Origin of the sequence: Streptomyces sp. NPDC002057 (genome assembly GCF_040296665.1) — a bacterium.
GTDB lineage: Bacteria > Actinomycetota > Actinomycetes > Streptomycetales > Streptomycetaceae > Streptomyces.
The window spans coordinates 49,641-76,209 of the sequence record NZ_JBEOXR010000043.1; the positions used below are offsets into that span (position 1 = coordinate 49,641).

The 26,569-nt window shown below is 73.0% G+C and carries 28 protein-coding genes; 12 read left to right on the forward strand and 16 right to left on the reverse strand.

From position 1 onward, the window contains the following. Nucleotides 1-163: 163 nt before the first annotated feature. The 10 genes from ABT129_RS27590 to ABT129_RS27635 form a co-directional block, all read right to left on the reverse strand. On the reverse strand, nucleotides 164-1,930 hold the full coding sequence (locus ABT129_RS27590) for an LVIVD repeat-containing protein (protein ID WP_351906990.1): 1,767 nt from the start codon (nucleotides 1,928-1,930) through the stop codon (nucleotides 164-166). Between the two features lie 126 nt (nucleotides 1,931-2,056). After that, nucleotides 2,057-3,316 carry a kynureninase gene (kynU, locus tag ABT129_RS27595; RefSeq protein WP_351906992.1) on the reverse strand — a complete coding sequence of 420 codons (1,260 nt, stop codon included), beginning with the start codon at nucleotides 3,314-3,316 and terminating at the stop codon, nucleotides 2,057-2,059. Then, complete coding sequence (dmpG, locus tag ABT129_RS27600) at nucleotides 3,310-4,404, reverse strand: 4-hydroxy-2-oxovalerate aldolase (protein WP_351906994.1); 1,095 nt, start codon at nucleotides 4,402-4,404, stop codon at nucleotides 3,310-3,312. Before dmpG ends, kynU begins: the two co-directional genes overlap by 7 nt. Further along, nucleotides 4,401-5,315, reverse strand: a complete 915-nt coding sequence (locus ABT129_RS27605) for an acetaldehyde dehydrogenase (acetylating) (protein ID WP_351906996.1) — start codon at nucleotides 5,313-5,315, stop codon at nucleotides 4,401-4,403. Before ABT129_RS27605 ends, dmpG begins: the two co-directional genes overlap by 4 nt. Beyond that, nucleotides 5,312-6,334 (reverse strand): amidohydrolase family protein, encoded by a 1,023-nt coding sequence (locus tag ABT129_RS27610; protein ID WP_351906998.1) that lies wholly within the window; start codon nucleotides 6,332-6,334, stop codon nucleotides 5,312-5,314. The genes ABT129_RS27605 and ABT129_RS27610 overlap by 4 nt, the downstream gene beginning before the upstream one ends. Beyond that, nucleotides 6,331-6,903 (reverse strand): 3-hydroxyanthranilate 3,4-dioxygenase, encoded by a 573-nt coding sequence (locus ABT129_RS27615; RefSeq protein ID WP_351907000.1) that lies wholly within the window; start codon nucleotides 6,901-6,903, stop codon nucleotides 6,331-6,333. Before ABT129_RS27615 ends, ABT129_RS27610 begins: the two co-directional genes overlap by 4 nt. Then, entirely contained in the window at nucleotides 6,900-7,364 is a 465-nt protein-coding gene (locus ABT129_RS27620; protein WP_351907002.1) for a RidA family protein, read from the reverse strand. Before ABT129_RS27620 ends, ABT129_RS27615 begins: the two co-directional genes overlap by 4 nt. Then, entirely contained in the window at nucleotides 7,361-8,131 is a 771-nt protein-coding gene (locus tag ABT129_RS27625; RefSeq protein ID WP_351907004.1) for a 2-keto-4-pentenoate hydratase, read from the reverse strand. The genes ABT129_RS27620 and ABT129_RS27625 overlap by 4 nt, the downstream gene beginning before the upstream one ends. After that, complete coding sequence (locus ABT129_RS27630) at nucleotides 8,128-8,955, reverse strand: 2-keto-4-pentenoate hydratase (RefSeq protein WP_351907006.1); 828 nt, start codon at nucleotides 8,953-8,955, stop codon at nucleotides 8,128-8,130. Before ABT129_RS27630 ends, ABT129_RS27625 begins: the two co-directional genes overlap by 4 nt. Next, nucleotides 8,940-10,355, reverse strand: a complete 1,416-nt coding sequence (locus ABT129_RS27635) for a 2-hydroxymuconic semialdehyde dehydrogenase (RefSeq protein WP_502981932.1) — start codon at nucleotides 10,353-10,355, stop codon at nucleotides 8,940-8,942. Before ABT129_RS27635 ends, ABT129_RS27630 begins: the two co-directional genes overlap by 16 nt. A 182-nt stretch (nucleotides 10,356-10,537) precedes the next feature. On the opposite strand from ABT129_RS27635, the gene ABT129_RS27640 reads away from it, so the two are divergent. Then, complete coding sequence (locus tag ABT129_RS27640) at nucleotides 10,538-11,485, forward strand: LysR substrate-binding domain-containing protein (protein ID WP_351907008.1); 948 nt, start codon at nucleotides 10,538-10,540, stop codon at nucleotides 11,483-11,485. A gap of 37 nt (nucleotides 11,486-11,522) precedes the next feature. On the opposite strand, the gene ABT129_RS27645 is transcribed toward ABT129_RS27640, so the two are convergent. After that, entirely contained in the window at nucleotides 11,523-11,963 is a 441-nt protein-coding gene (locus ABT129_RS27645; protein WP_351907010.1) for an SRPBCC family protein, read from the reverse strand. A gap of 261 nt (nucleotides 11,964-12,224) precedes the next feature. Here ABT129_RS27645 and ABT129_RS27650 point away from each other — a divergent pair, with 261 nt between their 5' ends. From ABT129_RS27650 to ABT129_RS27675, 6 genes are all read left to right on the forward strand, one after another. Next, nucleotides 12,225-13,421 carry a S8 family peptidase gene (locus ABT129_RS27650; protein ID WP_351907012.1) on the forward strand — a complete coding sequence of 399 codons (1,197 nt, stop codon included), beginning with the start codon at nucleotides 12,225-12,227 and terminating at the stop codon, nucleotides 13,419-13,421. A 251-nt stretch (nucleotides 13,422-13,672) separates the two neighbouring features. Continuing rightward, nucleotides 13,673-14,302, forward strand: coding sequence for a hypothetical protein (locus ABT129_RS27655; protein WP_351907014.1), 630 nt, complete (start codon nucleotides 13,673-13,675; stop codon nucleotides 14,300-14,302). Next, on the forward strand, nucleotides 14,302-15,102 hold the full coding sequence (locus tag ABT129_RS27660; protein WP_351907016.1) for a hypothetical protein: 801 nt from the start codon (nucleotides 14,302-14,304) through the stop codon (nucleotides 15,100-15,102). The genes ABT129_RS27655 and ABT129_RS27660 overlap by 1 nt, the downstream gene beginning before the upstream one ends. 173 nt (nucleotides 15,103-15,275) lie before the next feature. Continuing rightward, nucleotides 15,276-16,229, forward strand: a complete 954-nt coding sequence (locus tag ABT129_RS27665) for an aldo/keto reductase (protein ID WP_351907017.1) — start codon at nucleotides 15,276-15,278, stop codon at nucleotides 16,227-16,229. A 158-nt stretch (nucleotides 16,230-16,387) separates the two neighbouring features. Then, entirely contained in the window at nucleotides 16,388-16,822 is a 435-nt protein-coding gene (locus ABT129_RS27670; protein WP_351907019.1) for an ATP-binding protein, read from the forward strand. A 283-nt stretch (nucleotides 16,823-17,105) separates the two neighbouring features. After that, a complete protein-coding gene (locus ABT129_RS27675; RefSeq protein WP_351907021.1) occupies nucleotides 17,106-17,954 on the forward strand; it encodes an RNA polymerase sigma factor SigF in 849 nt (282 codons plus the stop codon). Between the two features lie 180 nt (nucleotides 17,955-18,134). Here the strand turns inward: ABT129_RS27675 and ABT129_RS27680 are convergent, their stop codons facing one another. Continuing rightward, nucleotides 18,135-18,392 carry a WhiB family transcriptional regulator gene (locus ABT129_RS27680; RefSeq protein WP_351907054.1) on the reverse strand — a complete coding sequence of 86 codons (258 nt, stop codon included), beginning with the start codon at nucleotides 18,390-18,392 and terminating at the stop codon, nucleotides 18,135-18,137. Nucleotides 18,393-18,730: 338 nt separating this feature from the next. On the opposite strand from ABT129_RS27680, the gene ABT129_RS27685 reads away from it, so the two are divergent. After that, nucleotides 18,731-20,209, forward strand: coding sequence for an MFS transporter (locus ABT129_RS27685; protein ID WP_351907023.1), 1,479 nt, complete (start codon nucleotides 18,731-18,733; stop codon nucleotides 20,207-20,209). A 112-nt stretch (nucleotides 20,210-20,321) separates the two neighbouring features. On the opposite strand, the gene ABT129_RS27690 is transcribed toward ABT129_RS27685, so the two are convergent. Continuing rightward, nucleotides 20,322-20,927, reverse strand: a complete 606-nt coding sequence (locus ABT129_RS27690) for a GOLPH3/VPS74 family protein (RefSeq protein ID WP_351907025.1) — start codon at nucleotides 20,925-20,927, stop codon at nucleotides 20,322-20,324. Nucleotides 20,928-21,174: 247 nt separating this feature from the next. Here ABT129_RS27690 and ABT129_RS27695 point away from each other — a divergent pair, with 247 nt between their 5' ends. Next, nucleotides 21,175-22,005, forward strand: coding sequence for a DUF1206 domain-containing protein (locus tag ABT129_RS27695; protein ID WP_351907027.1), 831 nt, complete (start codon nucleotides 21,175-21,177; stop codon nucleotides 22,003-22,005). Between the two features lie 18 nt (nucleotides 22,006-22,023). Here the strand turns inward: ABT129_RS27695 and ABT129_RS27700 are convergent, their stop codons facing one another. The 3 genes from ABT129_RS27700 to ABT129_RS27710 are packed head-to-tail and all read right to left on the reverse strand — an operon-like array spanning nucleotide 22,024 to nucleotide 24,663. Then, nucleotides 22,024-23,052: an NAD(P)/FAD-dependent oxidoreductase gene (locus ABT129_RS27700; RefSeq protein WP_351907029.1), complete on the reverse strand. Its 1,029-nt coding sequence runs from the start codon at nucleotides 23,050-23,052 to the stop codon at nucleotides 22,024-22,026. Continuing rightward, nucleotides 23,049-23,585 carry an isoprenylcysteine carboxyl methyltransferase family protein gene (locus tag ABT129_RS27705; protein ID WP_351907030.1) on the reverse strand — a complete coding sequence of 179 codons (537 nt, stop codon included), beginning with the start codon at nucleotides 23,583-23,585 and terminating at the stop codon, nucleotides 23,049-23,051. Before ABT129_RS27705 ends, ABT129_RS27700 begins: the two co-directional genes overlap by 4 nt. A gap of 1 nt (nucleotide 23,586) precedes the next feature. Further along, on the reverse strand, nucleotides 23,587-24,663 hold the full coding sequence (locus ABT129_RS27710; protein ID WP_351907032.1) for a type III polyketide synthase: 1,077 nt from the start codon (nucleotides 24,661-24,663) through the stop codon (nucleotides 23,587-23,589). 78 nt (nucleotides 24,664-24,741) lie between these two features. Here ABT129_RS27710 and ABT129_RS27715 point away from each other — a divergent pair, with 78 nt between their 5' ends. The 3 genes from ABT129_RS27715 (at nucleotide 24,742) to ABT129_RS27725 (ending at nucleotide 26,510) form a co-directional block, all read left to right on the forward strand. Beyond that, the gene (locus ABT129_RS27715) at nucleotides 24,742-25,647 is read left to right on the forward strand and encodes a UbiA family prenyltransferase (protein WP_351907034.1); all 906 of its coding nucleotides are present in this window, start codon (nucleotides 24,742-24,744) and stop codon (nucleotides 25,645-25,647) included. A 153-nt stretch (nucleotides 25,648-25,800) separates the two neighbouring features. Then, nucleotides 25,801-25,962, forward strand: coding sequence for a DUF5670 family protein (locus ABT129_RS27720; RefSeq protein ID WP_351907056.1), 162 nt, complete (start codon nucleotides 25,801-25,803; stop codon nucleotides 25,960-25,962). 185 nt (nucleotides 25,963-26,147) lie between these two features. Further along, nucleotides 26,148-26,510: a PRC-barrel domain-containing protein gene (locus tag ABT129_RS27725; RefSeq protein ID WP_351907036.1), complete on the forward strand. Its 363-nt coding sequence runs from the start codon at nucleotides 26,148-26,150 to the stop codon at nucleotides 26,508-26,510. Nucleotides 26,511-26,569 lie beyond the last annotated feature (59 nt).

The window sequence follows — 26,569 nt, forward strand, 5'->3', positions numbered from 1 at the left end:
GAGGGCGCGGGCGAGCGCGCGGGCGGGGGAGGGGGCGCGGCTGCGCGCCGAGGGCGTGCACGCGCGTGCACGGGGGTGTGCGGAAGAGGGGCGGCGGCTCGTGTCGCCGCCCCTGCCGGCTCGGAGCACCGGGCTCCGGCGGGTCGGCTCAGCGCACGCGGACTCAGAACTCGCTGGTGCGGAAGGGCTTCTCGGGCCGGTTCAGGTCGGGCCTGCCCAGCACCTTCGGGGAGGACAGCGCGTAGATGCCGTGGTTGGTCAGCACCCAGGCGATGTTGCGGTCCCACTCCACGTACACGCCGTGGGTCTGGTTGCCGTACGCGTAGTCCGGGGTCCCGGCGCCGTACGCCTTCGGGACGAAGTAGGCGTCGATCTTCGGGGCGGCGGGGTCGGAGACGTCGAAGAACTGCACGCCCGCGTTGTAGAAGCCGTAGCCGAGCACGCCCGGGGTGTGCCGGCCCGGGTTGGTGTAGGAGCCGGTGCGCTTGGGGCCGAAGCTGCCGCGGCGCTGGCAGTAGTCGGTGATGCCGGCGGACGGGGGCGGGGTCGGACGGGGCAGGACGCCGACGACGCGGGGGTTCTTCGGGTCCTTGGCGTCGATCTGGTAGACGTCCTTGTACGGCTCGTAACAGTCCTCGGTGAGCGGGTAGCCGGAGTAGTAGATCATCCCCGTCCGCTCGTACTGCGAGACGTCGATGTTGTCGCCCTCGGTGCCCGCGACGGACGGCGGCAGGTCCAGGTGGCCGACCGTCCTCAGGTCGGCCGGGTTCGAGATGTCGAGGACCGTCAGTCCGTAGCCGCCCATGGCGGCGAAGGCGTAACGCCCGCCCTTCTCCACCGGCTTGGGGACGAACAGCGGCATGCGCGCGCCCATCCAGCTGGTGCGGTTGCCGCAGCGCGGGTTCTTCCGGTAGGCCGCGTCCTCGCCGGTGCGCTGGCCCGGCAGGTGCCAGGTGTCGAGGAGCTTCGGGTGGGCCGGGTCGGCCATGTCCCACGACTGGTAGCCGGCCGAGTGGAGGTTGGTGGGGTACTCGGTGCGGGAGTACGTGTCGTCGGGCGCCGTCGCGACGAACATGTACCGCTCGCCGGTCCAGTACGGCGTGTCGAGGGAACCGGAGCCCTGCTGCGCCGAGTCGGGGTCGCTCCTGAGGGGGTCCTTCTGGGTGGCGTCGGTGGAGACGGTCGCGAGGAGCTTCCAGTCCTTCTTGCGCGGGCCGTCCAGGCGGAAGACCTTGAAGCCCTTGAGCCCGGGCTTCTCGCGCAGCTTCCTGACGCCCTCCGGGTTGTTGTACTTGTCGTGCGCCGGGTCGTCGGTGAGTTCCGAGATCTGCCGCTTGTCCTCGAAGCTCTGGACCATGACGTACGCGCCGAGCCTCCTGTTCCACTGGATGGTGGAGGCGCCCCAGTAGTCGTTGGCCGCCCAGGTGCCGTTCGCCCTCCTCTCGTCGCCTCCCACGTCCTGGCGGCTCATCCTCTCGACGACCTTCACCTTCTTCACGTCGGTGATGTCGTAGACGCGGCCCTCGGAACGGTCGTACTGGAACATGTAGCGCCGGCCGTCGAAGTCGACGATGTTCTGCCAGGTGTGGAACGGGTCGGGGGTGAAGTCCGCCCCCTCGTAGGCGGCTTCGACCTTCATGTTCCTGATGTACGAGCGGGTGTCGTACTCCTTGTTGCGGCCCGGGAAGGAGTGCTCGTCCCCTTCGTCGACCGGCGTGAGGAAGGGGTGACGGAAGGTCCCGTCCAGCTGCATGCCGTACGCGCCGGGGTCGGCGGGTTCGGGGCGCCGTTCGGCGCAGACCTCGGGGATGTCCGGGTCGGCCGCGGCCGCGGGGGTGGTGGCGCCGGAGCTGCCCGGCACGAGGAGGGTCGCGGCGGTGGCGGCGGCGACCGCCGCGGCCAGGGTCGCTCTTGTACGGAGGGATCGCATGGACGGTCCTAGGGGTCTCGGCGGAGGAGAGCGGACGTGCGAAGCGGTGGTGCGGACCCGGGCGCGCGGCGGTCCGGCGGCTGCCGTGACCTCGGGGATCGCGCGCCGGGAGACGGTGGGGTCCGGTCAGGTGACCGTCGGGCGCTGCTGGAACACGTCGGCCCGATGGGCGCCCGTGGACGTGATGTCCCGCAACTCAGCCACGGCGTGCAGCACGTCCGCGTACGTGAGGTACAGGGCGTTGAAGCCGAAGCGCAGCAGGTCCGGCGCGCGCATGTCGCCGATGACGCCGCGTGCCGTGAGCGCGGCGACCAGCGGGTACGCCTCCGCGTGGCGCAGGGCGACCTGACTGCCGCGGCGGGCGGGCTCGCGCGGGGTGGCCATGGTGAAGCCCAGACCGTCGAGGAGCGAGTCGGCGCACTCCTGGAAGAACCCGGTCAGGGCGAGGCTCTTGGCCCGCACGGACTCCATGTCCACACCGTCGTACGCCGTCAGCGCCGCCTCCAGGGCGATCAGCGAGAGCAGCGGCGGGGTGCCCACACGAGCCCGGGTGATGCCGGGGGCGGGGGTGTACGTACCGGACATGGCGAACGGTTCCGCGTGGCCGTGCCAGCCGGTCACGGGGTGGTCGAAGCCCTGCTGGTGGCGGCGGGCGACGTAGGCGAACGCCGGGGCGCCGGGACCGCCCGAGAGGTACTTGTAGCCGCAGCCCACGGCGAAGTCCGCCTCGACGGCGTCGAGTTCGACGGGCAGCGCGCCCGCCGCGTGGCACAGGTCCCAGTGGACCAGCGCCCCCGCTCCGTGCGCGGCGGCGGTGAGCGCGGCCATGTCGTACAGCTCGCCCGTGCGGTAGTCCACCGGGGCGTAGGCCGCGACCGCGACGTCCGCCCCCTCGGCGGCGAGGACCTCCGCGGCGTCACGCGCGGGCACCCGGCGGACGTCGAGGCCGAGGAGCCGGCCCACCGAGTCCGCGATGTACTGGTCGGTGGGGAAGTGGTCGGGGTCCGTCAGGAGCAGCCGGCGGCCCGGGCGCAGCCGGGCGGCGGCGAGCAGCGTGTTGAACAGCTGGACGCTGGTGGAGTCGCCGGCCACCACCTGGCCGGGGGCCGCGCCGATCAGCCGGCCGATGGCGTCGCCCGTCCGCACCGGCGCCTCCCACCAGCCGTTGCCGTTCCAGGAACGGATCAGGTCGGTGCCCCACTGGCGGTGCACCGCGTCCTCGACCGCCGGGGGGACGGCGGCGGGAAGGGCGCCGAGGGAGTTGCCGTCGAGGTAGACGACACCCTCGGGGAGGAGGAAGCGGTCCCGGACGTGCGCGAGGGGGTCGGCGGCGTCCAGCGCGGCGGCGCGGGCGGTGAGCGGTGCGATGGACTTCTCGGTCAACATGAGGTCACTCCGTCGTTGCGTGAGGGGGCGGAAGACCGGGCGGGCCCGGCGGCCCGTGAACCGCTGGTGTCGGGCACGGCCGCGCGCTCTCGCGCGACATCGAGCGCGATGTCCGTGAGCAGGTCCTCCTGCCCGCCGACGAGCCGCCGCCGCCCCGCCTCGACGAGCAGGTCCCGCGTGTCGAGACCGTGGCGCAGGGCCGTGGCCTCCGCGTGCCGCAGGAAGCTGGAGTACACCCCGGCGTACCCCAGGGTCAGGGTCTCCCGGTCCACCCGCACCGGCCGGTCCTGCGTCGGCCGTACGAGCTCCTCCGCCGCGTCCATCAGCGGGAACAGCGCGCAGCCGTGCTCCCAGCCCATCAGGTCGAACACCGCCACCGTCGGCTCCAGCGGCGCGTTCCCCGCTCCGGCGCCCTGGCCGGCGAGCGAGGCGTCCACGCGGTGGGCGCCCGCCTCCACCGCCGTGACGCTGTTGGCCACGCCCAGACCGAGGTTGTGGTGGGCGTGGATGCCGATCTCCGTCGCGGGGTCGAGCACGTCGCGGTAGGCGCGGACCCGTTCCCGTACGCCGTCCATGGTCAGCCGGCCGCCGGAGTCCGTGACGTAGACGCAGTGCGCGCCGTACGACTCCATCAGGCGCGCCTGGGCGGCGAGTTCGGCCGGCGGGGCCATGTGGGACATCATCAGGAAGCCCGCCACGTCCATCCCCAGCTCGCGGGCGAGGCCGATGTGCTGGGCGGCGATGTCCGCCTCCGTGCAGTGGGTGGCGACGCGGACGGACGTGACACCGAGCGCGTGCGCCCGGCGCAGGTCCTGCGCCGTGCCGACCCCGGGCAGCAACAGGGTGGTCAGCCTGGCCCTTTCGAGGACCTCGGCCGCCGCCTCCAGCCACTCCCAGTCGGTGTGCGCGCCGGGGCCGTAGGTCACGGAGGAGCCGGAGAGGCCGTCGCCGTGGGCGACCTCGACGGCGTCGACGCCCGCGGCGTCGAGCGCGGCCGCGACGGCCCGCACCTGGTCGAGGGTGTAGCGGTGCGAGACGGCGTGCATGCCGTCGCGAAGGGTGACGTCCTGGACGTAGACCCTGGTCATCGGGCCGGACTCCGTTCGGCCAGGCGCTCGGCGGTGCGCAGCGCGGCGGAGGTCATGATGTCGAGGTTTCCGGCGTAGGCCGGGAGGTAGTGGGCCGCGCCCTCGACCTCCAGGTAGACGGAGACGAGGAGCCGGCCGCCCCCGGCGAGCCGGGACAGCGGGTCGCCTTCGGGCAGCGCGCGGAACTGCGGTTCCTGCTTGAGCCGGTACCCCGGGACGTACGCGGCGACGGAGTCGGCCATGGCGCGCACGGAGGCGGCCACCCGTTCCGTGTCGCAGTCGTCGACGACGCAGTGCACGGTGTCGCGCATCAGCAGCGCCGGCTCCGCCGGGTTGAGGACGATGATCGCCTTGCCCCGGGCCGCGCCGCCCACCCGTTCGAGGGCGCGGGCGGTGGTCTCGGTGAACTCGTCGATGTTCGCCCGGGTGCCGGGGCCCGCCGACCGCGAGGCGATCGAGGCGACGATCTCCGCGTAGTGCACCGGGGCCACGGCCGAGACGGCGGCGACGATCGGGACGGTGGCCTGTCCGCCGCAGGTGACCATGTTGAGGTTCGGGGCGTCGAGGTGTTCGTCGAGGTTGACCGGCGGGACGACGTACGGGCCGATGGCCGCCGGGGTCAGGTCGACGATCCGCTTGCCGTACGGCGCGAGCGCGGCCGCGTTGCGGTGGTGGGCGCTCGCGGAGGTCGCGTCGAAGACGATGTCGACGGAGTCGAAGTCGTCCAGGGCGAGCAGCCCCGCCACCCCGTCCGCATTGGTCCGCACCCCGAGCCGACGGGCCCGGGCGAGCCCCTCGGACTCCGGGTCGATGCCGATCATCGCGGCGGCGGTGACCTGCCCCGAACCACGGACGATCTTGATGAGGAGATCGGTGCCGATGTTGCCCGATCCGATCACGGCTGCCCTCATCGGACGGCCTCCTTCAGCAGCGGGGTCAGACCGAAGAACCGGACGGCGTTGCCGCCGAGGACGGCCTCGCGCTCCGCCGGCGTGAGGGCGCTCTCCCGCACCAGCCGGCCGATGTCCTCCTCGCCGAGCGGGAAGGGATGGTCGGAGCCGAGCAGCACCCGCTCCGCGCCCATCACGTCCACGAGGAGGCGCAGCGCGCCGGGGTCGAAGACCGCGGAGTCGACGGAGAAGCGGTCGGTGTAGTGCGAGGGCGGGTGCGGGCTGTCGGCGCGGACGAGGTCGCGGCGGTGCCAGGCGTTGTCGGCGCGGCCCAGGAGGTACGGGAAGCTGCCGCCGCCGTGGGCGAACAGCAGCCGCAGCGACGCCGGCAGCCGCTCGAAGGCACCGGAGAGGATCAGCGACAGGATGGTCAGATGGGTCTCGCCCGCCATGCCCGCCAGCCAGGCCAGCATGTAGCGGGAGAAGCGCGGGCCGGACGGCAGGTCCCAGGGATGGACCAGGACGGCCGCGTCCTCCTCGGCGCAGTGCGTGAGGAACTCCAGGAGCGCCCCGTGGTCGAGGTCGCGGTCGCCGAGATGGTTGCCGATGTGGACGCCGTGGAACCCCTGGCGCATCGCCTCGCTGAGCGCGGCGCAGGCCGCCTCGGTGTCCTGCAGCGGCACCTGGCACAGCGGGGCCAGCCGGTGCGGGGCGTACGAGCCGTACTCCAGGAGACGGGAGTTGACCGTACGGCACCAGTCGGCGGCGCGCGCGGACTCCAGGCCGTAGCCGAACAGCAGCGGCGTGCTGGACAGCACCTGGACGTCCACGCCGAGCCGGTCCAGGTCGGCGACGCGCTCCGCGGGATCCCACAGGGTGCGCCGCACCGGCCGGTACTCGGCGGCGCCGGCCATCATCATCCCGGCGTCCGGGCCGTCGGTGGTCCGCAGCCAGGGCCCGTCGTCGGAGCCGGTGAGCCGCCGGGACTCGGCGCGGCCGATCTCGGGGAAGACGTGCGCGTGGATGTCGACGACGGTCATGCGCCGCCCGCCCCGTCACGACGGGTGCGCGGACGCAGCCCCTCCGGCCAGTCCTTGCCCGGGTGCACGGCCCCGCAGTTCCCGCAGGTACGGGCGGCCTCGTCGTCGTAGAACGCGGCGAACACCGGCGGCAGGTCGTCGACGATGGAGGTGAGCTGCACCTCGCTGCGGTGCACCAGGTGGTGGCACTCCACGCAGTACCACTCGAAGGCGTCCCGCTGCCCGCTCGGCCGGGCGAACTCGACGACCAGGCCGACGCTGTCCTCCTCCGGGCGCTGCGGGGAGTGCCGGACGTGCGGCGGGAGGAGGAAGACATCGCCCTCACGGATGTGGATGTCGCGCGGGGGTTGTCCCTCCTCGTCCATGACGCGCAGCACCATGTCGCCCTTGAGCTGGTAGAAGAACTCCTCGATCGGGTCGTCGTGGAAGTCGGTGCGGCGGTTCGGGCCGCCCACGACCGTCACCATCAGATCGGCGTCCTGCCAGATCTGGACGTTGCCGACCGGCGGCTTGAGCAGATGGCGGTGTTCCTCGATCCAGGCCTGGAGGTTGAACGGCTGCATGGTCATCGGCGCGGTTCCTTGTTCGGCGGGACGGGGGTGGCGGCGGTCAGGGGATCGGGGGCGGAGCCCCGGGGGATGTGGGCGACGGCGCTGATCTCGATCAGCAGGTGCGGGTGGGGGAGCTGGTGGACGGCGACGGTCGTGCGGGTCGGACCGCTCTCGTCGAAGTACTCGGCGTAGACCTCGTTGTAGCCGCCGAAGTCGTTCATGCTCACCAGGTACGTGGTCACGGACACCAGGTCGTCCAGACCCCCGCCGACGGCGCCCAGCAGGCGCCCGACGGTGTCGAGCACGGCTCGGGTCTGGGCGCGGATGTCGAGGTCCGTCACCCCCATCGCGTCGGCGCTCGCGCCGACGAAGGTGCCGTCGGGCCGGCGTGAGCTCGTACCGGACACGAACACCAGGTCGCCCGCCCGCCTGAGGTGGGGGAACCTGCCGCGGGGCGGGGCGGCTCCGGGGACGATCACGCGCTCTCCTCCGTGGTGAACCGGACACCGCCGAGGCCCGCGACCGTGGCCCTGACGTGTGTCCCGGGCGGCAGCGGTACGGCGGCGGTCGCCGCGCCCGCGAGGATCACGGTGCCGGGCTCCAGCGAACCGGCGAGCCGGGCCGCGGCGGCGAGGGCGCGCACCGGGTGTCCGAGGATCGCCGCCGTGGAGCCGGTCTCGGCCGGACGCCCGTCGACCTCCAGGAGGACCCCGAGGTTGCCGAGGTCGCCCGGGGCGCTCCAGGGCCCGAGGACGTAGCCCGCCGCGGACGTGTTGTCGGCGACGACCTCGGGCAGGGAGAACCGGAACCCGTCGTAGCGGGAGTCGATGACCTCCAGCGCGGGTGCCACGGCCGCGACCGCCGCCATCGGGTCGCCGCCGGGGCGCAGCGTGTCGCCGAGGAGGAAGGCCACCTCGGGCTCGACGCGGGGGTGGATGAGCCCGGAGACGTCGAGCCGACCGCCGTCGGGAATCTCCATCCGGTCCGTCAGCCGCCCGTGGATCAGGTCGGCGACACCCATCTGCCGCATCTTGGCCAGGCTCGTGAAGCCCAGCTTGAAGCCGGTGAGCCGCTCACCCCGGGCCAGCCGCCGCCCGACCAGGGCCTCCTGGACGGCGTACGCCTCCTCGGTGTCCTTCAGGCCGCTCCCGCCGCCCGGCAGCGGACGGCCGTGCCGTGCCGCGGAGTCCAGGATCTCGGCCAGTGCCGCGGGGCCGACGGCCCCGGCCGTCGCCGTCGTGCTCATCGGGCTTCGCCCGTCTCTCCGGTGCGCCCGAAGGCCGCACGTACCGAACCGAGTCCGTCGATACGGGCTTCGAGCACGTCACCGGGCTCGACGGTCGTCATGGGCCCCAGCGCGCCGGTGAGCACGGTGTCCCCGGCCCGCAGGGGGCGCCCGAGCCGCACGAGCGTGTCCGCCAGCCAGACGGCGGCGTGCAGCGGATGGCCCAGACAGGCCGCGCCCGCACCGGTGGAGACGGGCTCGCCGCGGCGCTCCAGGACCATGCCGGCGGTCCGCAGGTCGAGGTCCCCCAGCCGTACGGGTCGGGTGCCCAGGACGTACGCGCCGCTGGAGGCGTTGTCGGCGACGGTGTCGACGGCCGAGATGTCCCAGTCGCGGATCCTGCTGCCCACCACCTCCACGGCGGGCAGCGCGAACGCCGTCGCCCGGATCACGTCGGCCACGGTGTGCCGCTCGTGGACGAGGTCGTGCTCCAGGACCAGGGCGACCTCGGCCTCGGCCCGTGGCTGGAGCACCGAGCCCCAGGGGATCTCGGCGCCGTCCGGCACCGCGGTGTCGTCCATCAGCGCACCGAAGTCCGGTGTTTCGACGCCCAGTTGCCGCTGCACCGCCGCCGAGGTCAGGCCGATCTTCCAGCCGGTGACGCGGCGCCCCTCGGTGCGACGGCGGTCGGTGAGGACGGCCTGGACGGCGTAGGCGGCCGCGAGGTCGCCGTCGGGGAGGAGGTCGCGGACGGGGGCGCAGGGGACGCCCGTCCGGCGTGCCGTGTCGAGTCGTTCGGCGGCCTTCGCCACCGCTTCGTCCACCGTGGTCACAGTTTCACGCACACATTCATGGGCTCGGAGAAGAAGTCGAGGGAGTGGTCGCCGCCCTCGCGGCCTATCCCGGAGGCCTTCACCCCGCCGAAGGGGGTACGGAGGTCACGCAGGTTCCAGGTGTTGACCCAGGCGGTCCCGACGTCGAGGGCGGGAGCCACGCGGTGCGCCCGGCTCACGTCACCCGTCCACACCGTGGCGGCGAGCCCGTACGGACCGGCGTTGGCCAGGGCCAGCGCCTCCTCCTCGGTGTCGAACGGCGCCAGATGGACGACGGGCCCGAAGATCTCCTCCCGTACCGCCGGGTGGTCCTCCGGCAGCCCCGCGAGCACGGTCGGCTCCACCCAGAAGCCGCCGTCCCGGTCGTCGGAGAAGCGGGGCACCCCGCCGCCCGCCAGTACGTCGCCGTCGGCCGCCGCCTTGCCGAGGTACCCCAGCACCTTGTCGCGGTGGGCGGCCGAGACCATCGGCCCGTACCCGCTCAGCGTCCGGGCGCCGGCGGCCAGTCTCCCGGCGAACGCGTCGAAGACCGACCGCTCCACGTACACCCGCTCGGTGCACAGGCACACCTGCCCGCTGTGGGTGAAGGACGAGCGGAGGGTGCCCTCCACGGCCTGGTCCAGATCCGCGTCGGCGAAGACGAGACCGGCGTTCTTGCCGCCCAGCTCGAAGGAGACGGGGGCGAGACGCCCCGCGGCGGCCCGCATGATCGTCGAACCGGTGCGCGACTCCCCGGTGAAGGCGATGGCGTCCACCCCCGGATGTTCGGTGAGCCACTGCCCGGCGGCGTCCGCGCCGCCCCCGTGGACGAGGTTGAAGACCCCCGCCGGCACCTCCGCCTCGGCGATCACCTCCGCCAGCAGACAGGCTGTGCCCGGAGTGAGTTCGGAGGGCTTGGCGACCACCGTGTTCCCCGTGGCGAGGGCGGGGGCGACCTTCCAGGTGAGCAGGAGCAGCGGCAGGTTCCACGGCGAGATCACCGCGACCACGCCGAGCGGCTTGTGCACCGTGTAGTTCAGCGCCCCGCGACCGTCCGGGGTGGCCGTGCGCCAGGACCGCTCGGCCCGGCCGGCCAGGAGGTCGGCGTACGCGCGGAAGTTGGCGACGGCCCGCGGGATGTCGACCGTCGAGGCGAGCTCGCGCGGCTTTCCCGTGTCGGCGCACTCGGCGGCGACGAACTCTTCGAAGCGCCGCTCGATGCCGTCGGCGATCCGGTGCAGCAGCCGCGCACGGTCCGCCGGGCTCCAGGAGGCCCACGGCCCGCGCAGTGCCGCCCGCGCCGCGTCCACCGCGCGGTCGACCAACTCCCGGGGGGCCGAAGGCACTTCGCCGACGACGTGCCCGCGGGTGGGGTCGACGAGCGGGAACGGCACGCCCGACGCGTCGAACCCGCCCCCTACGTAATGCCGCACAGGTGAGCGCACCTTGCAGACCTCCGTTGCCAGGCCGGGGAATCGGATCTGGCCCCGGCGTGTGCCGGTATCATGCGCCCATCGAGCTATGCCGAACCAATGCCAAAAAGCGTGATCGCCATACCGGAACGGGTATGGCTCGGTGCGGCCCGCCACTCCCACTCCCGGAAGGAGCCCCGGAGATGGACCTCCTGGACGGCCGGCTGAAGTTCCGGCACCTGACGCTGCTCGTCGCCATCGTCGACCACGGCAGCGTGGCCAGGGCGGCCGAGACCCTGCACCTCACCCAGCCCGCCGCGACCCGGACCCTCCGCGAACTGGAGGTCGTCGCCGACCTGCCGCTCTTCGTCCGGGAACCCCGCGGCATGCGGGCCACGCTCTACGGAGAGGCCCTGACCGAGCACGCCCGCGCCGTGCTCGCCGAGGTGCGGCGGGCGGAGGAGCACCTCACCGGGCTGCGGCAGGGCCGGGAGGGCACGGTGACCGTGGGCGCCCTCCTCGCCGGCACCAACGTGCTGCTTCCCCGCGCGGTCGCCCAGCTCAAACGGGAACGGCCCCGGCTCACGGTCGTCGTGCGCGAAGGGACGCCGGACGTCCTCCATCCCGCCCTGCTGTCGGGTGAACTGGACGTCATCGTCGGGCGGGTGGGACCGGCCCCGGGGGAGGGGGACGGACTGCGCCAGACGCGGCTGTACCGGGAGCGCATCCGGCTCGCCGTCCGCGCGGGTCACCCGCTCCTGGAGGCCTCCGGCGTGACGCTCACGGACACCCTCGACTTCCCGTGGATCCTCCCGGTCGAACAGACGGCCCTACGCCAGGAGCTCGGCGCCCTCTTCGTGGACCGGGGCCTCACCCTGCCCCCGGACCGGGTCGAGTGCACGTCCATCCTCACGATGCGGGCCCTGCTCGTGCAGACGGACATGGTGGCGCTCCTGCCCGAACTGGTCCTGCGCGCCGACGACCACCTCGCCGCCCTCCCGGTCGAACTGCCCTCGGTCGGCCGCACGGTGGGCACCACCGAGGCGGCCCATCGCACCCGCACCCCGGCGCTGCAGGCACTGCTGCACCACCTCGACCACGAGGCGGCCCTGCTGCGCGAGACGCTGCACGGGACGCCGGGGGAGATCTAGGGACCCGCACAGCCTCGCGCTCGGCGGCTCCGTACCGTCAGGGGCGCCGCTGTGTCGCGGCGGCCGGGAGGCGTTCGGCGACCTCGTCGCCGAGGCGCTCGAACTCGGCCTTCAGGAACGGTGAGGCGAGGCGTGCCAGCCCCTTGAACCGCAGCGACGCCCGGTAGGTCAGCCGGGTGAGGGTGGCGGACTCGGCCTGGAAGTTGAGGTCGTCCGTGGACGTCACCGTCTTGTTCTCCCCGACGAACACCAGCCGGTCGGGCTCGCGCGTCACGAGCCGGTACTCGAGTTCCGTGGTGCGGCCGCGGAAGCGCGAGGTGTTGTGCCACCGGGCGCCGGGCCGGATCGGCCCCTCGTCCACACGGACGCAACGCACGGTCCCGGGATCCCACTCCTCGGCACGACCGAAGTCCTCCAGGTACGTGACGAGGTCGTCCAGCGACAGCCCGACGACGAAGCTCCGTTCCACCCTGATCACCGTACCGACCTCCACTTCCCGCGACCGGACCGGGCGGCCCCGCTCGGGACCCCCGCCGTAACCACTTCCCGGGCCGGGTCACGGACGGATGCACCTCTCACACCCGACCCGTGGGGTCCGGCCGACCGGGTCCGCCTGCCCGCCGTTCGGGGCGAGGACACCGCTTCGGCGGAGCGCATTGCGGTGACGTTTCGGGCATCCGCCTGAATCGTTCGCGAATGTCATAGGAGGTGATCGTTTCTGCATGATGCGCTCACCGGCATGAACACACGTACCAGACTCGCTCTGGCGACCGCCGCCCTGACCGCCCTGGCCGTCACCGCCCCGACCGTGACGGCGTCCGCGTCCGCCACGGCCCCGGAGCCGACCCCGGCACCGCTGGTCACCGCCGCCAACGCGGTCCCCGGCGAGTACATCGTGACCCTCGACAAGTCGGTCGACGCGGCCGAGGCCGCGAAGAAGCTGAACCTCGATCCCACGTTCGTCTACGGGACGGCCATCAACGGATTCGCGGCGCCCCTGACCGCGCCCCAGCTGGAGGCCGTGAGGAGGACCCTGGGGGTGACGTCGGTCGAGGAGGACGCGGTGGCGCTCGCCCCGCCCCAGCCGACCGCACCCGCCGGCATCCGGGGCCCGGCCGCCACCTGGGGCCTGGACCGGATCAACCAGCGGAACCTGCCGCTCGACAGCGACTTCACCACCCAGGGCAGCGGCGCCGGAGTGACCGCGTACATCCTCGACACCGGCATCGACTACACCCACGAGGAGTTCGGCGGCCGCGCCACGTCCGGCTTCGACGCCATCGGCGACGGGCGCCAGGGACGGGACTGCAACGGCCACGGCACGCACGTCGCGGGCACGGTGGCCGGAAGGACGTACGGGGTCGCCCGCAAGGCCGGCCTGGTGAGCGTCCGCGTGCTCGGCTGCGACGGGCGCGGTTCCTACTCGGGCATGATCGCCGGCCTCGACTGGGTCGCCAGGAACGCCAGGCAGCCCGCCGTCCTGAACGGTTCCCTGGGCGGCAGCAGGTCCGTGGCCCTCAACAACGCCGCCACGGCCCTCGCCGACGCCGGTGTGCTGCCCGTCCTCGCGGCGGGCAACGACGCCAAGGACGCGTGCGACGTGTCGCCCGCTTCGGCGGCCGGCGCGGTCACCGTCGCGGCCTCCACCCAGTGGGACGAGGAGGCGTCGTTCTCCAACTACGGCCGCTGCGTCGAGCTCTTCGCCCCCGGCCAGGACGTCGTGTCGGCGCGGATCGGCGGCGGCACCGTCGCCCTGAACGGCACCTCGATGGCCGCTCCGCACGTCGCCGGCGTCGCCGCGCTCTACAAGGCCGAGCACCCCACTGCGAGCCCGGCCGAGGTGAGTGAATGGCTCGACGACACCACGACGAAGAGCGTCCTGACCAACATCAGTGACGGCACGCCCAACAAGCTGCTCTTCACCGGCGGCCTGTGACCGAGGACCGACCCGAGGCCCGCCACCCGCGGCCTCCCTCTCGCGGCCCACGCCCCGGACCCCGTGCCGGCGCGTGGGCCGCGGGCCGTCCGCCCCCTCGACGGGCGGCCCTGGCCCGGCTCCCCGCCGCCGCACCGGTGACACTCGCGTGGTTCGGGTTTGGCCGCCCGAGAAGCGGCAAGGCGCAACGACAGGCGCCCAGCAAGCACTGACGAACAGCCCGCCAGGAGTCACCGTCCAGGAAGGCAACCATGTCGACCCTGACCGCAGTTCTCATCATCGCGGCGGTCGTCGTCGCGCTACTGGCGGCCGGTGTCCTGCTCCGGGCCCGCACGGGCTCGGACAACGGCACTCGGTCCCTCAGGCGACGCTTCGGCCCCGAGTACGACCGCACCCTCGAACGGCACGGCGGCGACAGCGAGTCCGCCCACCGCGACCTGAGCGAACGGGTCGAGCGGCACGGCAACATCCGCCCCCTGCCGCTGGAGCCCGCGGTCCGCGAGCACTACACCGCTCAATGGACCATGCTCCAGGAACGTTTCGTCGACGCCCCGCGGCAGGCCGTCGCCGACGCCGACGAACTGCTCGCACGGATCGCCGCGACCCGTGGGTTCCCCGAGCCCGAGCGGCCCGACGACCAGCTCGCCGCCCTGTCGGTGCACCATCCGCACCATGTGGAGAGCCTGCGCACGGTACGCCGGGCGGCGCACTCCACCTCCGCCTCCACGGAGGAGCTGCGGGAGGCGCTCGTCGACGCGCGCGCCCTGTTCGAGGGGCTGATGGCGGCCGGGGCCACGGGCGGCACCGAGAGCGTCCGAGCACGTCGGGTGCCCGGGCGGAAGCACGGGCATCTCCTCAATCCGAAGGGAAGTGGTGCGTGATGGCACGCGAGAACCGGGACCGGGGGACAGCGGGCGGGGCCGAGGGAGACGCGCGGTACGGATCCGGAACGCCGAGGACCCCGGGCGCGGCGGGAGGTGCCGGCGGACCGGCGCCCGACGCAGCGGGCGGCGTCCCCTCCCCGGCCGTGCCCTCCCAGCGCACCGGCCACGCGGCGACACCCCCCTCCGCGCCGCCGGCCAGCGTGCCCCCGCCGCCCACCCCGCCTCCGGCGATGCCGCTGTCGGAGGCGCCGCAGTCCGCCGTCCCGTCCGAAGACCCCGGTGCCACGGGCCGGAGCGGCGGGAGCCGCGCGAACGCTCCCACCGCGCCCCCCGCCGCGCCGCGCGGACGGGACACGACGGACCGGCCGGTCGACGGCCGCGGTGCCGTCCCCGGCAACGGTGACGGACGGGGTCGGGCCCCCGGCGACCGTGGTCGGCACGAGGCCGCCGGTGCGGGTGCCCCCGCGCCCGGTACGGAACACGGGACGGTCACCGACGGCACGGGCGGCCCGGCCGGGCAACTGCTCGGCGAGGACGAACGCGACCGTCTCGGACAGCGCCTGCACCACGCGCTCGCCGGGTTCGTCGATTCGCCCCACGACGCGGTGGTCGAGGCGGCCGAGGTCCTCTCCGAGGCGGAGCAGAAGCTCATCGCCGCCCTGAGAGACCGTCGCACCGCGCTGCGGGCGGGCTGGCAGGAGACCGGCGGACCGGACGCCCCGGGCCCCGACACCGAGCAGCTCCGGCTCACCCTGCGGACCTACCGCGAGGTGACGGAGCGGCTGCTCCGGGCGTGACCCGGTAGCACCCGCCGCAGAGGACGGAAGCCCCCCGGACCCCGGGGGGCTTCCGTCGTGCCGGGCCGAAGCCCCCCGGGCCCAGGGGGCTTCGGCCGTCCCGCTCCACGACCGGGGCCGACCGGTCCCGAGGCCCCGGGAACCAGGTCGCGCGCGTGTGCGAAGGTAGCCCCGTGACCACTCCAGAGAAGACCGATCACCGCCTCCACTTCGGCTGCATGGGCCTGGGGGGCGGCTGGGACGCGAGCCCCTACACGGCCGCCGACATCGACGCCGCGGAGACCGCCGTCGAGGCGGCCGTCGAGAGCGGCATCACCTCCTTCGACCACGCCGACATCTACCGGCACGGCAAGGCCGAAGCGGTCTTCGGTGAGGTCCTGGCCCGCTCCGCCGGCCTGCGCGAGCGGATCACCCTGCAGACCAAGTGCGGCATCCGGCTGGCCGAAGGGGACCGGCCGGGCATGTACGACCTGCGGGGCGCCTCCATCCTCCGTGGCGTCGAACAGAGCCTGGAGCGGCTGCGTACGGACGTCCTCGACGTCCTCCTCCTGCACCGCCCCGACCCGCTGGCCGACCCCGCCGACATCGCCGAAGCCCTGACCTCGCTCCACCGGCAGGGGCTCGTCCGCCGGTTCGGCGTCTCGAACATGAACGCCGCGCAGATCGCCCGGCTCCAGGCCCACCTGGACCTGCCGCTCGTGGCCAACCAGCTGGAGATGAGCCTGCACCGGCGCGCCTGGCTGGAGGACGGCGTCCTCGTCAACACGCCGGAGTCCGCCGCCAACGGCTTCCCCGCCGGCACCGTCGAGCACTGCCTGGCCCACGGCATCGAACTCCAGGCGTGGGGTCCGCTGGCCCAGGGCCGCTACACCGGGGCGCAGCAGACCCCCCAGGAGTCGGCGACGGCAGCGCTCGTGGCCTCGCTCGCGGAGGCCAAGGGCACGACGCCCGAGACGATCGTGCTCTGGTGGCTGCGGCGCCACCCGGCCCGTCTCGCCCCCGTCATCGGCACGTCGAACCCGGCGCGCATCCGCGCCTGCCGGGACGCGGCGACGAGCGAGCCCGACCTGAGCCACGACGAGTGGTACACCCTGTGGGTCACGGCCCGCGGCGCCGCGCTGCCGTAGCCGGCCGTGTTCCCCACCCCACCGGGCCGTTCCACCGGCCCGTTTCGGCGAGCCGCAGCCGTACTTCTCGGTGTGGGCGGTGTGGAACGGGCACACGGGGGAAATCCGACGGAGGGCGGGAAAGCGACAGCCAGGCGGGAGAAAGGGTGGTGGGTGACGTGATCACCACGGGAGGCACCGGGCATCGGCCGGCGCTGTCGGCGAGCGTGTCCTACGACGGCGCCGACACGGGAGACGGGATCATCGCGGCGGCCCGCGACTTCACGGCCGACTTCCTCACCGCCGCGCCCGCCGGGGGAGCCGGTCCGGTGTCCCAGGACCATGTGGACCTGGCGCGCCTGGTGGTCAGCGAACTGGTGACCAACGCGGTGCGGCACGCGCCGGGCCCCTGCCTGGTCCTTCTGGAGCTGTACGAGGAGGCCCTGGACATCTCGGTGGTCGACGGGCTCGAAGCCGCCCCCGTGGCACGGCCCCACGATCCCCGGCGCGTCGGACAGCACGGTCTCGAGATCGTGGTGGCGGTCTGCGAGAGCGTGAGCGTGGAGCCGCAGCGGACCGGGAAGCGCGTCCGGGCCCGCCTCTCCCTCGCGTGAAGCGCCCCGGAGTTACGGGCCGGGGCGGGACGGGATGAGACGGGCACAGCGGGACAAGGTGGGGCGAGCCGGGCCGGGGTGAAGTGGGGCAAGAGCGGGCAAGGCGGGCCGGGGTGGAGTGACATGAGACGTGGTCAGGGATGAGGCGAATCAACTCGGCCGAAGATATTTTTGATTTCGCCGAGTTTTTTGACATGCGCGGCGGAAGTGGGGGTAGGCGAGGCTCCCACGGGGACCAACGACTGCCGACGGACGAGAGAAGGTCATCAGAGTGCCGACTGCGGTGACGACTGAGAAGAAGGCTGATGTCGAGACGGGTACGGAGGGCCTTCCTGTACTCGAATCTCCCAGCAAGGTCGCTCCGAAGGACGCGCGCGAGCTGTCGAAGCTGTTCTTCGACAGGATCGCGGCGATGGAGGAGGGGACCCGCGAGTACCAGTACGCCCGCAACACGCTGATCGAGATGAACATGTCGCTCGTGCGCTACGCGGCCGGCCGGTTCCGGGCCTCGCGAGCCGACGAGATGGAGGACATCGTCCAGGTCGGCACGATCGGTCTGATCAAGGCCATCGACCGGTTCGACCTCTCGCGCGAGGTGGAGTTCACCAGCTTCGCCATCCCCTACATCGTCGGCGAGATCAAGCGCTTCTTCCGTGACACCTCCTGGGCGGTCCACGTGCCGCGCCGGCTGCAGGAGGCCCGGGTGGAGCTGGCCAAGGCGACGGAGGAGCTGAGCTCCCGCCTCGGACGCGCGCCGACCGTGGCGGAGCTGGCGACCCTGATGAACCTCTCCGAGGACGAGGTGATCGAGGCGCGGATCGCCTCCAACGGGTACAACTCCGCCTCCCTCGACGCCGCCGTCGGCCCCGACGGCGAACAGGACGGCGAGGCCCTCGCCGACTTCATCGGTGTCGAGGACCCGGCTCTCGAACTCTTCGAGGACTTCCACACGCTCGCGCCGCTGCTCGTCGAGCTCGACGACCGCAGCCGCCGCATCCTGCACCTGCGCTTCGTCGAGGAGCGGACGCAGTCGGAGATCGGCAGCGAGCTCGGCATCTCCCAGATGCACGTCTCGCGCCTGCTCTCCCGCAATCTGGCACAGCTGCGGAAGGGCATGCTCGACCACGCGTGAGCGCGGGCCACGTCCACGGGACACCCCCGTAGCGGACACGGACCCGTGGCGGACACGGAGGAACGGCCTCACCCGAACCACTGGGTGAGGCCGTTCCTCCGTGACGTCTCTTCGTGAGGTGTCCTCTGGGGCATTGGCTCTGAGATGTCTCGTCGGCGACGAGAGGCGTCGGGACAGGACTCAACTCGCCTTGCTCGCCTGGCGGCGCATCCGCCGCTTCAGCGCCTGCCGCTCGTCCTCGCGCAGGCCGCCCCACACGCCCGTCACCTGGCGGGAGTCGTCCATGGCCCAGCGCAGGCACGCCTCGCGCACGGGGCAGCGACCGCAGACCTCCTTGGCCTCCTCGGCCTGGATGAGTGCCGGTCCGCCGGTCCCCACCGGGAAGAAGAGGTCGGGGTCGACATCCTGGCAGGCCGCTCGTTCACGCCAGCTGTCCAGCATCAGTTCCTCCTGTCGTAGGTGCTCGTCTGTCCGTCGCTCGGGAATCCGGTGCCACGGCCGCGCCGCCGTCCGAGCGGCGCCGTACTTCCGCTCGTAACCCCGGACGCGGATTTCACGCCTCCCCTTCGTGAGAGGGGCGTGAATTCTCGGCCCGAGCCCGCCACCGGGTCCTACGGCCCACCCGTCAGCGAGCCCATGGCCGAACCCGGATGGCGGACGACCTGAGGTGCGCCCTCCCCTCCGCCCGCATGCTGGAAGTCGTCTGCCGGTGCGGGGGAGGCATGGCCTCACCGGCGCGAGGGCAGACGGGAGAGGCATCCTGCCGGAAGGGAACCATGGACGCGGCATCGCACTCGGCCCCCGTGCCCGCATCGCAAGGAACCGTGACCACGGCCATCCCGGCGCGGCTGGACCGGCTGCCGTGGTCGCGCTGGCACTGGATGATCGTGATCGGCCTGGGCACCGTCTGGATCCTGGACGGACTCGAGGTCACCATCGTCGGCAACATGGCGGGCCGCCTCGCCGAGGAAGGCAGCGGGCTTGACATCACGGCGGCCCAGGTCACCGGAGTCGCGGCCGCCCTGTACGTGGCCGGGGCCTGCTCCGGAGCCCTGTTCTTCGGCTGGCTGACCGACCGTTACGGCCGCAAGAAGCTCTTCATGGTGACCCTCGCCGTCTATCTGGCGGCCACCGCGCTCACCGCGCTCTCCTTCGAGTCCTGGTGGTTCTTCCTCTTCCGCTTCCTCACCGGTTTCGGCATCGGGGGCGAGTACGCGGCCATCAACTCCGCGATCGACGAGCTCATCCCGTCCACCTACCGGGGCCGGGTCGACCTGATCATCAACGGCAGCTACTGGCTCGGGGCGATCGGCGGAGCGCTGCTCTCCGTCGTGATGCTGGACACGGACATCTTCGCCAAGGACGTCGGCTGGCGGCTCAGCTTCGCTCTCGGAGTGGTCCTCGGGCTCGTCATCCTGTTGGTCCGGAGGCACGTTCCCGAGAGTCCACGCTGGCAGTTCATCCACGGCAGGGGCGAGGACGCCGAGAAGCTGGTGTCGACGGTCGAGGAGGAGATCGAGGAGGAACACGGCCGCCCCCTGCCACCGCCGGCCGGTGAGATCACCATCCACGTACGCAAGAGCATCGGCTTCGGACTGATCGCCAGGACGGTCTTCCGCGGCTACCCCCGCCGGGCCGTCCTCGGTCTGTCGCTCTTCATCGGCCAGGCGTTCCTCTACAACGCCATCACCTTCGGCTTCGGCTCGATCCTCACGACCTTCTTCGACGTGCCCACCGGCAGCACCGGCTACTACTTCGCCGTCATCGCGGCAGGCAACTTCATCGGCCCGCTGCTGCTCGGCAAGCTCTTCGACACGGTCGGACGCCGGATCATGATCTCGTCCACGTACCTCCTGTCGGGCCTGCTCCTGTTCGGCACCGCGTGGCTCTTCGACCGGGGCTCGCTCACCGCCACCACGCTCACGGCCTGCTGGTGCGTGGTGCTGTTCTTCGCCTCGGCGGGCGCGTCGAGCGCGTACCTGACCGTCTCGGAGATCTTCCCCATGGAGACCCGTGCGATGGCCATCGCCTTCTTCTACGCCATCGGTACGGCCGCCGGCGGCATCAGCGGTCCGCTGGTCTTCGCGAGCCTCACCGAGTCCGGGGTCGTCTCCGACGCGGTGCTGGCCTTCCAGATCGGCGCCGGGCTGATGTGCGCCGCGGGGATCGTCGCGGCGTTCCTCGCCGTCAAGGCGGAGCGCCGGTCGCTGGAGGACATCGCCGAGCCCCTCTCCACGGCGCGGCCTCAGCCGTAGCGGAGGCAGCGCCCGGCCGCGGCGCGGTCACGCCCGGCCGCGGGACGGCCCCGCCCCGCCGGTCTGGGAGGCGAGGCCCGTTACGCCGCCGGTGCCGCCCACCGCTCGTGCCTCACGGTCCGCGCCAGAGGTTGGCGAAGGCCGCGTTCTCGATGGTCCGCCTCTGACGTACGGCCTCCAGCTCCATCACCGCGTCGTGGACGGCGGCCACCACGGTCGTCACCGCCTCGTCGTCGAGGCCGGGCTCGTCGCCGGATTCCTCGCCGTCGACGCCCAGGACGGAGACGAGGGCCGTCAGGACGGGCTCCCCCTCCTCCCGGCGTGCGGCGGCCCGCCGGCGGGCGGGCGTGTCGGCCGGTTCCACGCGCTCCGAGCCGAAGGACAGCCGGCCGCTTCGCTTCCGCGTCAGCTCACCGTCCTCCTCCAGCGCGGCCTGGTACGTGGCCGCGAGGTCCCGGCCCCGGCGCCACAGCCAGTCCTCGATCCGCTCGGGGGGCGCCTGCCGGGCGAGCCCCGCCGCGGCCTCGCCGAGGAGCCGGTCCTCCGGCGCCGGAGGACCGCCCGGCGCGATGCGGTCGCCGTCCACGGTGACCGCCCCCGCACCGATGAGGTCGATCAGCTCGGCTCCCGCGAGCGCGAGCGACAGGTCGCCCTGGCCGACGGCGCGGTCCGGCCGCGGGTCCATGGCGATGAGGAACAGGTCTTTCGCCGTGGTCATGAACGGCTCCCCTCGAAGACATCGACAGAGGCGCGTCCCCACCGGCCGGGCCCGTGTCCGCAGCCCGTACGCCGGCGGGGCGACCGCCACGATCAGTATCGCCCCGCCCGGGCGCCCGAGGCCCGCCCCGGGCGATGTTTCCGCCGACGGCACGGGAACGGCGCGGGCCGCCGTTCCGGAGCCCGGGTGGTTCGACCGGGGGAGACGGGGCACTCGGAAGTTCCAACACCGAGGGGAGTGACCGAACATGACCACAGCAGGGTCGTCCACGGCCGTGGCGAGAAGAGCGGCGCGCGGCGGAGTCGTACGGGCAGGCGCCCGGGCGGGCTTCGCGGCGCGCGGTGTGCTGTACCTCCTGGTAGGAGCCCTGGCCGTACGCATCGGCCTGACCGGAACGAGCGAGCAGGCCGACCGGGGCGGGGCCCTCGCGGAGGTCGTCACGACACCGTTCGGCGCCGTCCTCCTGTGGGCGCTGGGCATCGGCCTCGCGGGCATGGCGGTGTGGCGCCTGTCGGAGGCGCTCTTCGGTGTCGCCGGGCCGAAGGGCGACCGGCCGGGCAAGCGTGCCCTGTCCGGCGCCCGGTTCGTCTTCTACGGGGTCTCCTCCTTCCTCGTCCTGTCCTTCGCGACGGGCGACCGGGGCAGCGGCGCGGGCTCGACCGACCGGCAGAGCCAGGACGGCACGAGCCGTCTGCTGGAGCTGCCCGGCGGCCCGTGGTGGGTGGGCGCGGTCGCTACGGGCTTCCTCGGCGCGGGACTGTGGATCGCGGGCCGTGCCGTGCTGCGGAAGTACCGCAAGCATCTGGCGTGGGAGGGGATGTCCATACCGTCTCGCCGCTTCATGGACGTGACCGGCACGGTGGGCGGCGTCGCGCGCGGACTCGTCTTCGCGGCCGTCGGGTTCTTCGGTCTGAAGGCGTCGATCCAGGCCGATCCGCATGAGGCCAAGGGCATGGACGACGCGATCCGCTCGTTCGCGCAGACCCCGGCCGGGCCGTGGCTCCTGCTGGCCGTGGCCGTCGGACTCGTCCTCTTCGGCGTGTTCTCCTTCGGCCAGTCCAAGTGGCGCCAGGTCTGATCAGGACGGTTTCCCCGGTCAGGCGAGCAGGTTCACGGCGTGCTGGAACACGAGGGGGAACCGGGCCGCCGCCGGGGTGATCCGGGGCGTCAGCCGGGGCTGGCTCCGGGCCCACAGGAGGGACCCGGTCAGCAGACGGTACGTGCGGGACAGGCGGCACCACGCACGCTCGTACGCCTGGGGGCGGCCCTGGCGCAGGCAGCGCACCAGCTCCTCGGCCGACGCCAGGGCGAGCGCGACGCCCTCCCCCGTCAGCGCGTCGACGTACCCTGCCGCGTCGCCCACGAACAGCACCCGGCCGGCCACGCGCGAACAGGCTTGCTGGCGCAGGGGCCCGGCGCCCCGCACCGGTGTCCTCAAGGCCCCCCGAAGCCGGTGGGCCAGGAGGGGGAAGTCGGCCAGCTGCGCGTCGTAGGACGCGTGCCGGGAGGTGAGGATGGCGACCCCCACCTGCCGGGGTCCCAGCGGGGTGACGTACGCCTCGCCCTCGGCGGACCAGTGCACCTCGACCAGGTCGCTCCACGGCTCGACGGCGTAGTGGCGCCGCAGCCCGTACCGCGGCAGGTGCCGTCGGGGGTTCGGCCGTACGGTCAGGCCGAGCGCTCGCCGGGTGGGCGAGTGCAGCCCGTCGGCCGCCACCAGATAGCGAGCGGTCATCCCGTCCGCGTCCACGTGGCCGTCGTGCTGGGTCACCCGGCGAACGCGGTGCGGCACGACCGGAACCCCGAGCAGGGCGGCCCGGGCGGTCAGCGCCTCGTGCAGCAGCGTGCGCCGCACCCCGAGGCCGTACCCCGTACGGAAGACCGCTTCGGCGTGTCGGCCGTCCGCGGCGTCGACGTACCGGATGCCCCGCAGGGTCTGGCCGGACACGCTCACGTCGAGGCTCCCGAGCGCCCGTACCGCCGCGGGCATCAACCCCTCGCCGCACGCCTTGTCGACGGGGGCGGGCCGCGGCTCGCAGACCACGACGTCGAGACCGGATCGCGCTCCGTGGATCGCGGTGGCGAGTCCCGCCGGGCCGCCGCCGACGACGAGGAGGTCGATCACAGCGCCGCGCCGGGGGAGGCGAGGGAGCGTGACGGCGCCAGTGCCGTGTTCTCGCAGCGGATGCGCACGGTCAGGAGCGCCGCGTTCAGGAGCGAGAAGCCCAGGGCCGTCATCCACGCGCTGTGCACCAGGGGGAGGGCGACGCCCTCGACGGCCACGGCCAGGTAGTTGGGGTGCCGCAGGAACCGGTAGGGACCGGAGGCGACCAGCGGGAGGTCGGGGACGATCAGCACGCGGGTGTGCCAGCGGGGGCCGAGGGTGAGGATGCACCACCACCGCAGCCCCTGGGCGGCGAGGGCGAGGGCGAGCGCGGTCCAGCCGAGGAGCGGCAGGAAGGGCCGGTCGGCGGCCCAGGGCTCGACGAGGCAGCCGAGGAGGAGCGCGGCGTGCAGGAGCACCATGGCCGGGTAGTGCCCGGCGCCGTGTTCGAGGCCGCCCCGGGCCCGGCTCCAGGCGCCGTTGCGGCGGGCCACGGCGAGTTCCGCGCCGCGCTCGGCGACGACCAGAAGGATCAGGACGGTGTACGGCGTCATGTCACTCTCCCCAGGCCAGCAGAACGAGTTCGGAGGCGAAGCCGGGCCCCAGGGCGACCATCAGGCCGGTCGTTCCGGCTGGCGGCCGGTCGCCGAGGGTGTCGTTCAGGATCTGCAGCACCGACGCGGAGGACAGGTTCCCCGTGGCGGCCAGGGCACGGCGGCTCGCGGCCAGGGCCGAGTCCGGCAGTCCGAGCTCCTCCGTGAGCGCGTCCAGGATCCTGGGGCCGCCGGGGTGACAGATCCATGCCGTGACATCCGTGGGCTTGAGGTCGTGCTCGGCGAGGAAGGACTCGATCTCCTCGGTCACGTGCAGTCGCACGAGCTCGGGAAGTTCGGGACCCAGCACCATGCGGAAGCCCCACTCCCCGACGTCCCAGCCCAGCAGGTGCTCGGTCCCCGGGTACAGACGGCTGCGGGTGGCCACCACCGTCGGTCCGGCGGCGGCGGTCCGGCCCGGTGCGGCGGAGGCCCGGCCGCCGCCCGCGGCCACGAGTGCGGCGGCGCCGTCCCCGAACAGACTGCCCGCCACCAGGTTCGCCGCCGAAAGGTCCGTGCGCTGCAGGGTCAGTGAGCACAGCTCGGTCGAGACCAGGAGGGCGGTGGCATCGGGCCGGACGCCGAGGTAGTCGTGGACGCGGGCCAGCCCGGCGGCCCCTCCGGAACACCCGAGACCGAACAGGGGCATCCGCTTGACGTCGGGCCGCAGGCCGATCCGTGCGGCGACGCGGGCCTCCAGGGAGGGGGCCGCGATCCCCGTCACGGTCGTCGACACGACCAGGTCGATCTCCTCCGGGCGCACGCCCGCCTCGACCAGCGCGCGCTCGACCGCTTCGGCGGCCAGGTCCGTCGCCAGGTCGACGAAGAGCCGGTTGGTCTCGCCGAAACCGCCCAGCTCACGGTAGCGGTCGAGGGGCAGGGCGAGGTGCCGGGTCTCCACGCGGGCCCTTGCGTGCAGCCGGCGCAGGAGTCCGCTGTCGGCCCCGGGCGGCAGGTGGGAGACCAGGTCGTCGGTGATCTCCTGCTGCATGTAGCGGTGCGGCGGGAAGGCCGTGCTCACCGCGAGGACGCGCGTCATTGCTCCAACATAGGGACCGTGGGGCGCCGAGAGGCTGAACCGGGCCGTCACGGGCGCGCCGTCGCCTAGCGTGGTGCGGTGCCCGCGACCACCGATGACGTAGCCGACGGCCCCGCCGCCTGGACCGGACGGCGATCCGTCGAACGCTCACCTCTCGTCAGCCTTCTGAAGGCCAGTCACCCCGTCCCGGCGGCGGCGGTCACGGTCCTCACCGCGCTCCTCGCGGGCGCCGTCGGGCTCGGCCCCGCCGCCGGGGCCGGGGCGGTGGCCGCGGTCGCCGCCGGCCAGCTCTCGATCGGCTGGTGCAACGACCGGCTCGACCTGCGGCGCGACCGGGCCGCCGGACGCCGGGACAAGCCCCTGGCCGTGGGGGCGCTCCGGCCGGGGACGGTGGGTACGGCGGCGGTCGTGAGCCTGCTGCTCTGCGTCCCGCTGTCCCTGTCCTGCGGCCTGAGACCCGGCGTCGTCCACCTCGGCTGCGTCGCGGCCGCGTGGTCCTACAACGGGTGGCTGAAGCACACGGTCTTCTCGTGGCTGCCGTACACCACGGCCTTCGGGCTGCTGCCCGCCTTCCTGACCCTGGCCCTTCCCGGCCATCCGTGGCCGCCCCTGTGGCTGACCGCCGCGGCGGCCCTCCTCGCCACCGGCGCGCACTTCGCCAACGTCCTCCCGGACATCGAGGAGGATCTCGCGGGCGGTGTGCTCGGCCTGCCCCAGCGACTGGGGCGGCGTGCTTCGACGGTGTGGGCCGCCGTCCTGGCGTTCGCCTCCTGTGTGGCGCTGACGGTCGGGCCCACGGGGAGCCTGAGCCCCGGTGGGGGAGTGCTGGTCGCGGTGACCCTGACGCTGTGCCTGGTGGCGGTGTGCGGACCACCCGGTCTCGCCGCCGGCCGCCTGCCGTTCCTGGCCGTCCTGGCCATGGCCGGCGTCGACGCCGTACTCCTCGTGCTCGCCACCCGCCCCCAGGCCGTCGGCGGGAGCTGACCGCCCCCGGTGCCAGGGCTCGCGCGTGTGCGGGACCGATGTCCTCACCCCGGGGCTTCTCCCGCCCCGCCGCTTCCTGAATTCCGAGGCTCTTCTATCGGCAGGTGTGTGAAGGAGGGATCGGGGCAGACGGATCATCGGAGGTTGATAAACATGGTCCCCCTGATTCTTGTTCTTCTGCTGATACTTCTTCTTTTCGGTGCGGGTTTCGCACTGAAGGCTCTCTGGTGGGTCGCGGTCGTCCTGCTGGTCCTCTGGCTGCTCGGCTTCGTCGCGCGTCCGAAGTCCAGCAGGGGCCGCTGGTACCGCTGGTAGGAAACCCCGCTCCCCGGCGAAGAGGCGGCATGAATGAGCCGTTCGAAGCGGGGTAGGCGGATTCCGGCGGAACACGAGAAAAGCGCGCGGAGTACGCACCACAATCGCTCTGCGCGTCGTACGGAAAGGTAAAGGCGGCGGGAAGTTCCGCGTCGCCCGCGGTTTACCGAAGGAGTTGTTTTCGCGTGACTGAACATACGTGGAGTTACACGTCGACCTCGGGCCACCTGGCCGGTGCCGACCTCACCGGATACAAGGTGGAGGCGACCGACGGGAGCATCGGCAAGGTCGACAAGCACTCCGACGAGGTCGGTGACGCCTACCTGGTCGTCGACACCGGTGTGTGGATCTTCGGCAAGGAGGTTCTCCTCCCGGCCAGCACGGTGACCCGGATCGACCCGGAGGACCGGAAGATATTCGTCGACCGGACGAAGGATCAGATCAAGGACGCCCCCGAGTTCCACCGCGAGAAGCACCTCGGTGACCCGGGGTACCGCGAGGAACTGGGCATCTACTACGGCCTGCCGTTCGGCGGCCGCCCGTTCTGACCACCGGCACGACGGCACAGGGGTGTGGGGGGGCGCCGCGGCGGGGGGGGGCCCCCCCC

Bases quoted from the DNA above. Each gene is read 5' to 3' on its own strand.
- ABT129_RS27590 (WP_351906990.1), bottom strand. From the start codon at position 1,930: ATGCGATCCCTCCGTACAAGAGCGACCCTGGCCGCGGCGGTCGCCGCC.
- kynU (WP_351906992.1), bottom strand. From the start codon at position 3,316: ATGTTGACCGAGAAGTCCATCGCACCGCTCACCGCCCGCGCCGCCGCG.
- dmpG (WP_351906994.1), bottom strand. From the start codon at position 4,404: ATGACCAGGGTCTACGTCCAGGACGTCACCCTTCGCGACGGCATGCAC.
- ABT129_RS27605 (WP_351906996.1), bottom strand. From the start codon at position 5,315: ATGAGGGCAGCCGTGATCGGATCGGGCAACATCGGCACCGATCTCCTC.
- ABT129_RS27610 (WP_351906998.1), bottom strand. From the start codon at position 6,334: ATGACCGTCGTCGACATCCACGCGCACGTCTTCCCCGAGATCGGCCGC.
- ABT129_RS27615 (WP_351907000.1), bottom strand. From the start codon at position 6,903: ATGACCATGCAGCCGTTCAACCTCCAGGCCTGGATCGAGGAACACCGC.
- ABT129_RS27625 (WP_351907004.1), bottom strand. From the start codon at position 8,131: ATGAGCACGACGGCGACGGCCGGGGCCGTCGGCCCCGCGGCACTGGCC.
- ABT129_RS27640 (WP_351907008.1), top strand. From the start codon at position 10,538: ATGGACCTCCTGGACGGCCGGCTGAAGTTCCGGCACCTGACGCTGCTC.
- ABT129_RS27650 (WP_351907012.1), top strand. From the start codon at position 12,225: ATGAACACACGTACCAGACTCGCTCTGGCGACCGCCGCCCTGACCGCC.
- ABT129_RS27655 (WP_351907014.1), top strand. From the start codon at position 13,673: ATGTCGACCCTGACCGCAGTTCTCATCATCGCGGCGGTCGTCGTCGCG.
- ABT129_RS27660 (WP_351907016.1), top strand. From the start codon at position 14,302: ATGGCACGCGAGAACCGGGACCGGGGGACAGCGGGCGGGGCCGAGGGA.
- ABT129_RS27685 (WP_351907023.1), top strand. From the start codon at position 18,731: ATGGACGCGGCATCGCACTCGGCCCCCGTGCCCGCATCGCAAGGAACC.
- ABT129_RS27690 (WP_351907025.1), bottom strand. From the start codon at position 20,927: ATGACCACGGCGAAAGACCTGTTCCTCATCGCCATGGACCCGCGGCCG.
- ABT129_RS27695 (WP_351907027.1), top strand. From the start codon at position 21,175: ATGACCACAGCAGGGTCGTCCACGGCCGTGGCGAGAAGAGCGGCGCGC.
- ABT129_RS27705 (WP_351907030.1), bottom strand. From the start codon at position 23,585: ATGACGCCGTACACCGTCCTGATCCTTCTGGTCGTCGCCGAGCGCGGC.
- ABT129_RS27710 (WP_351907032.1), bottom strand. From the start codon at position 24,663: ATGACGCGCGTCCTCGCGGTGAGCACGGCCTTCCCGCCGCACCGCTAC.
- ABT129_RS27720 (WP_351907056.1), top strand. From the start codon at position 25,801: ATGGTCCCCCTGATTCTTGTTCTTCTGCTGATACTTCTTCTTTTCGGT.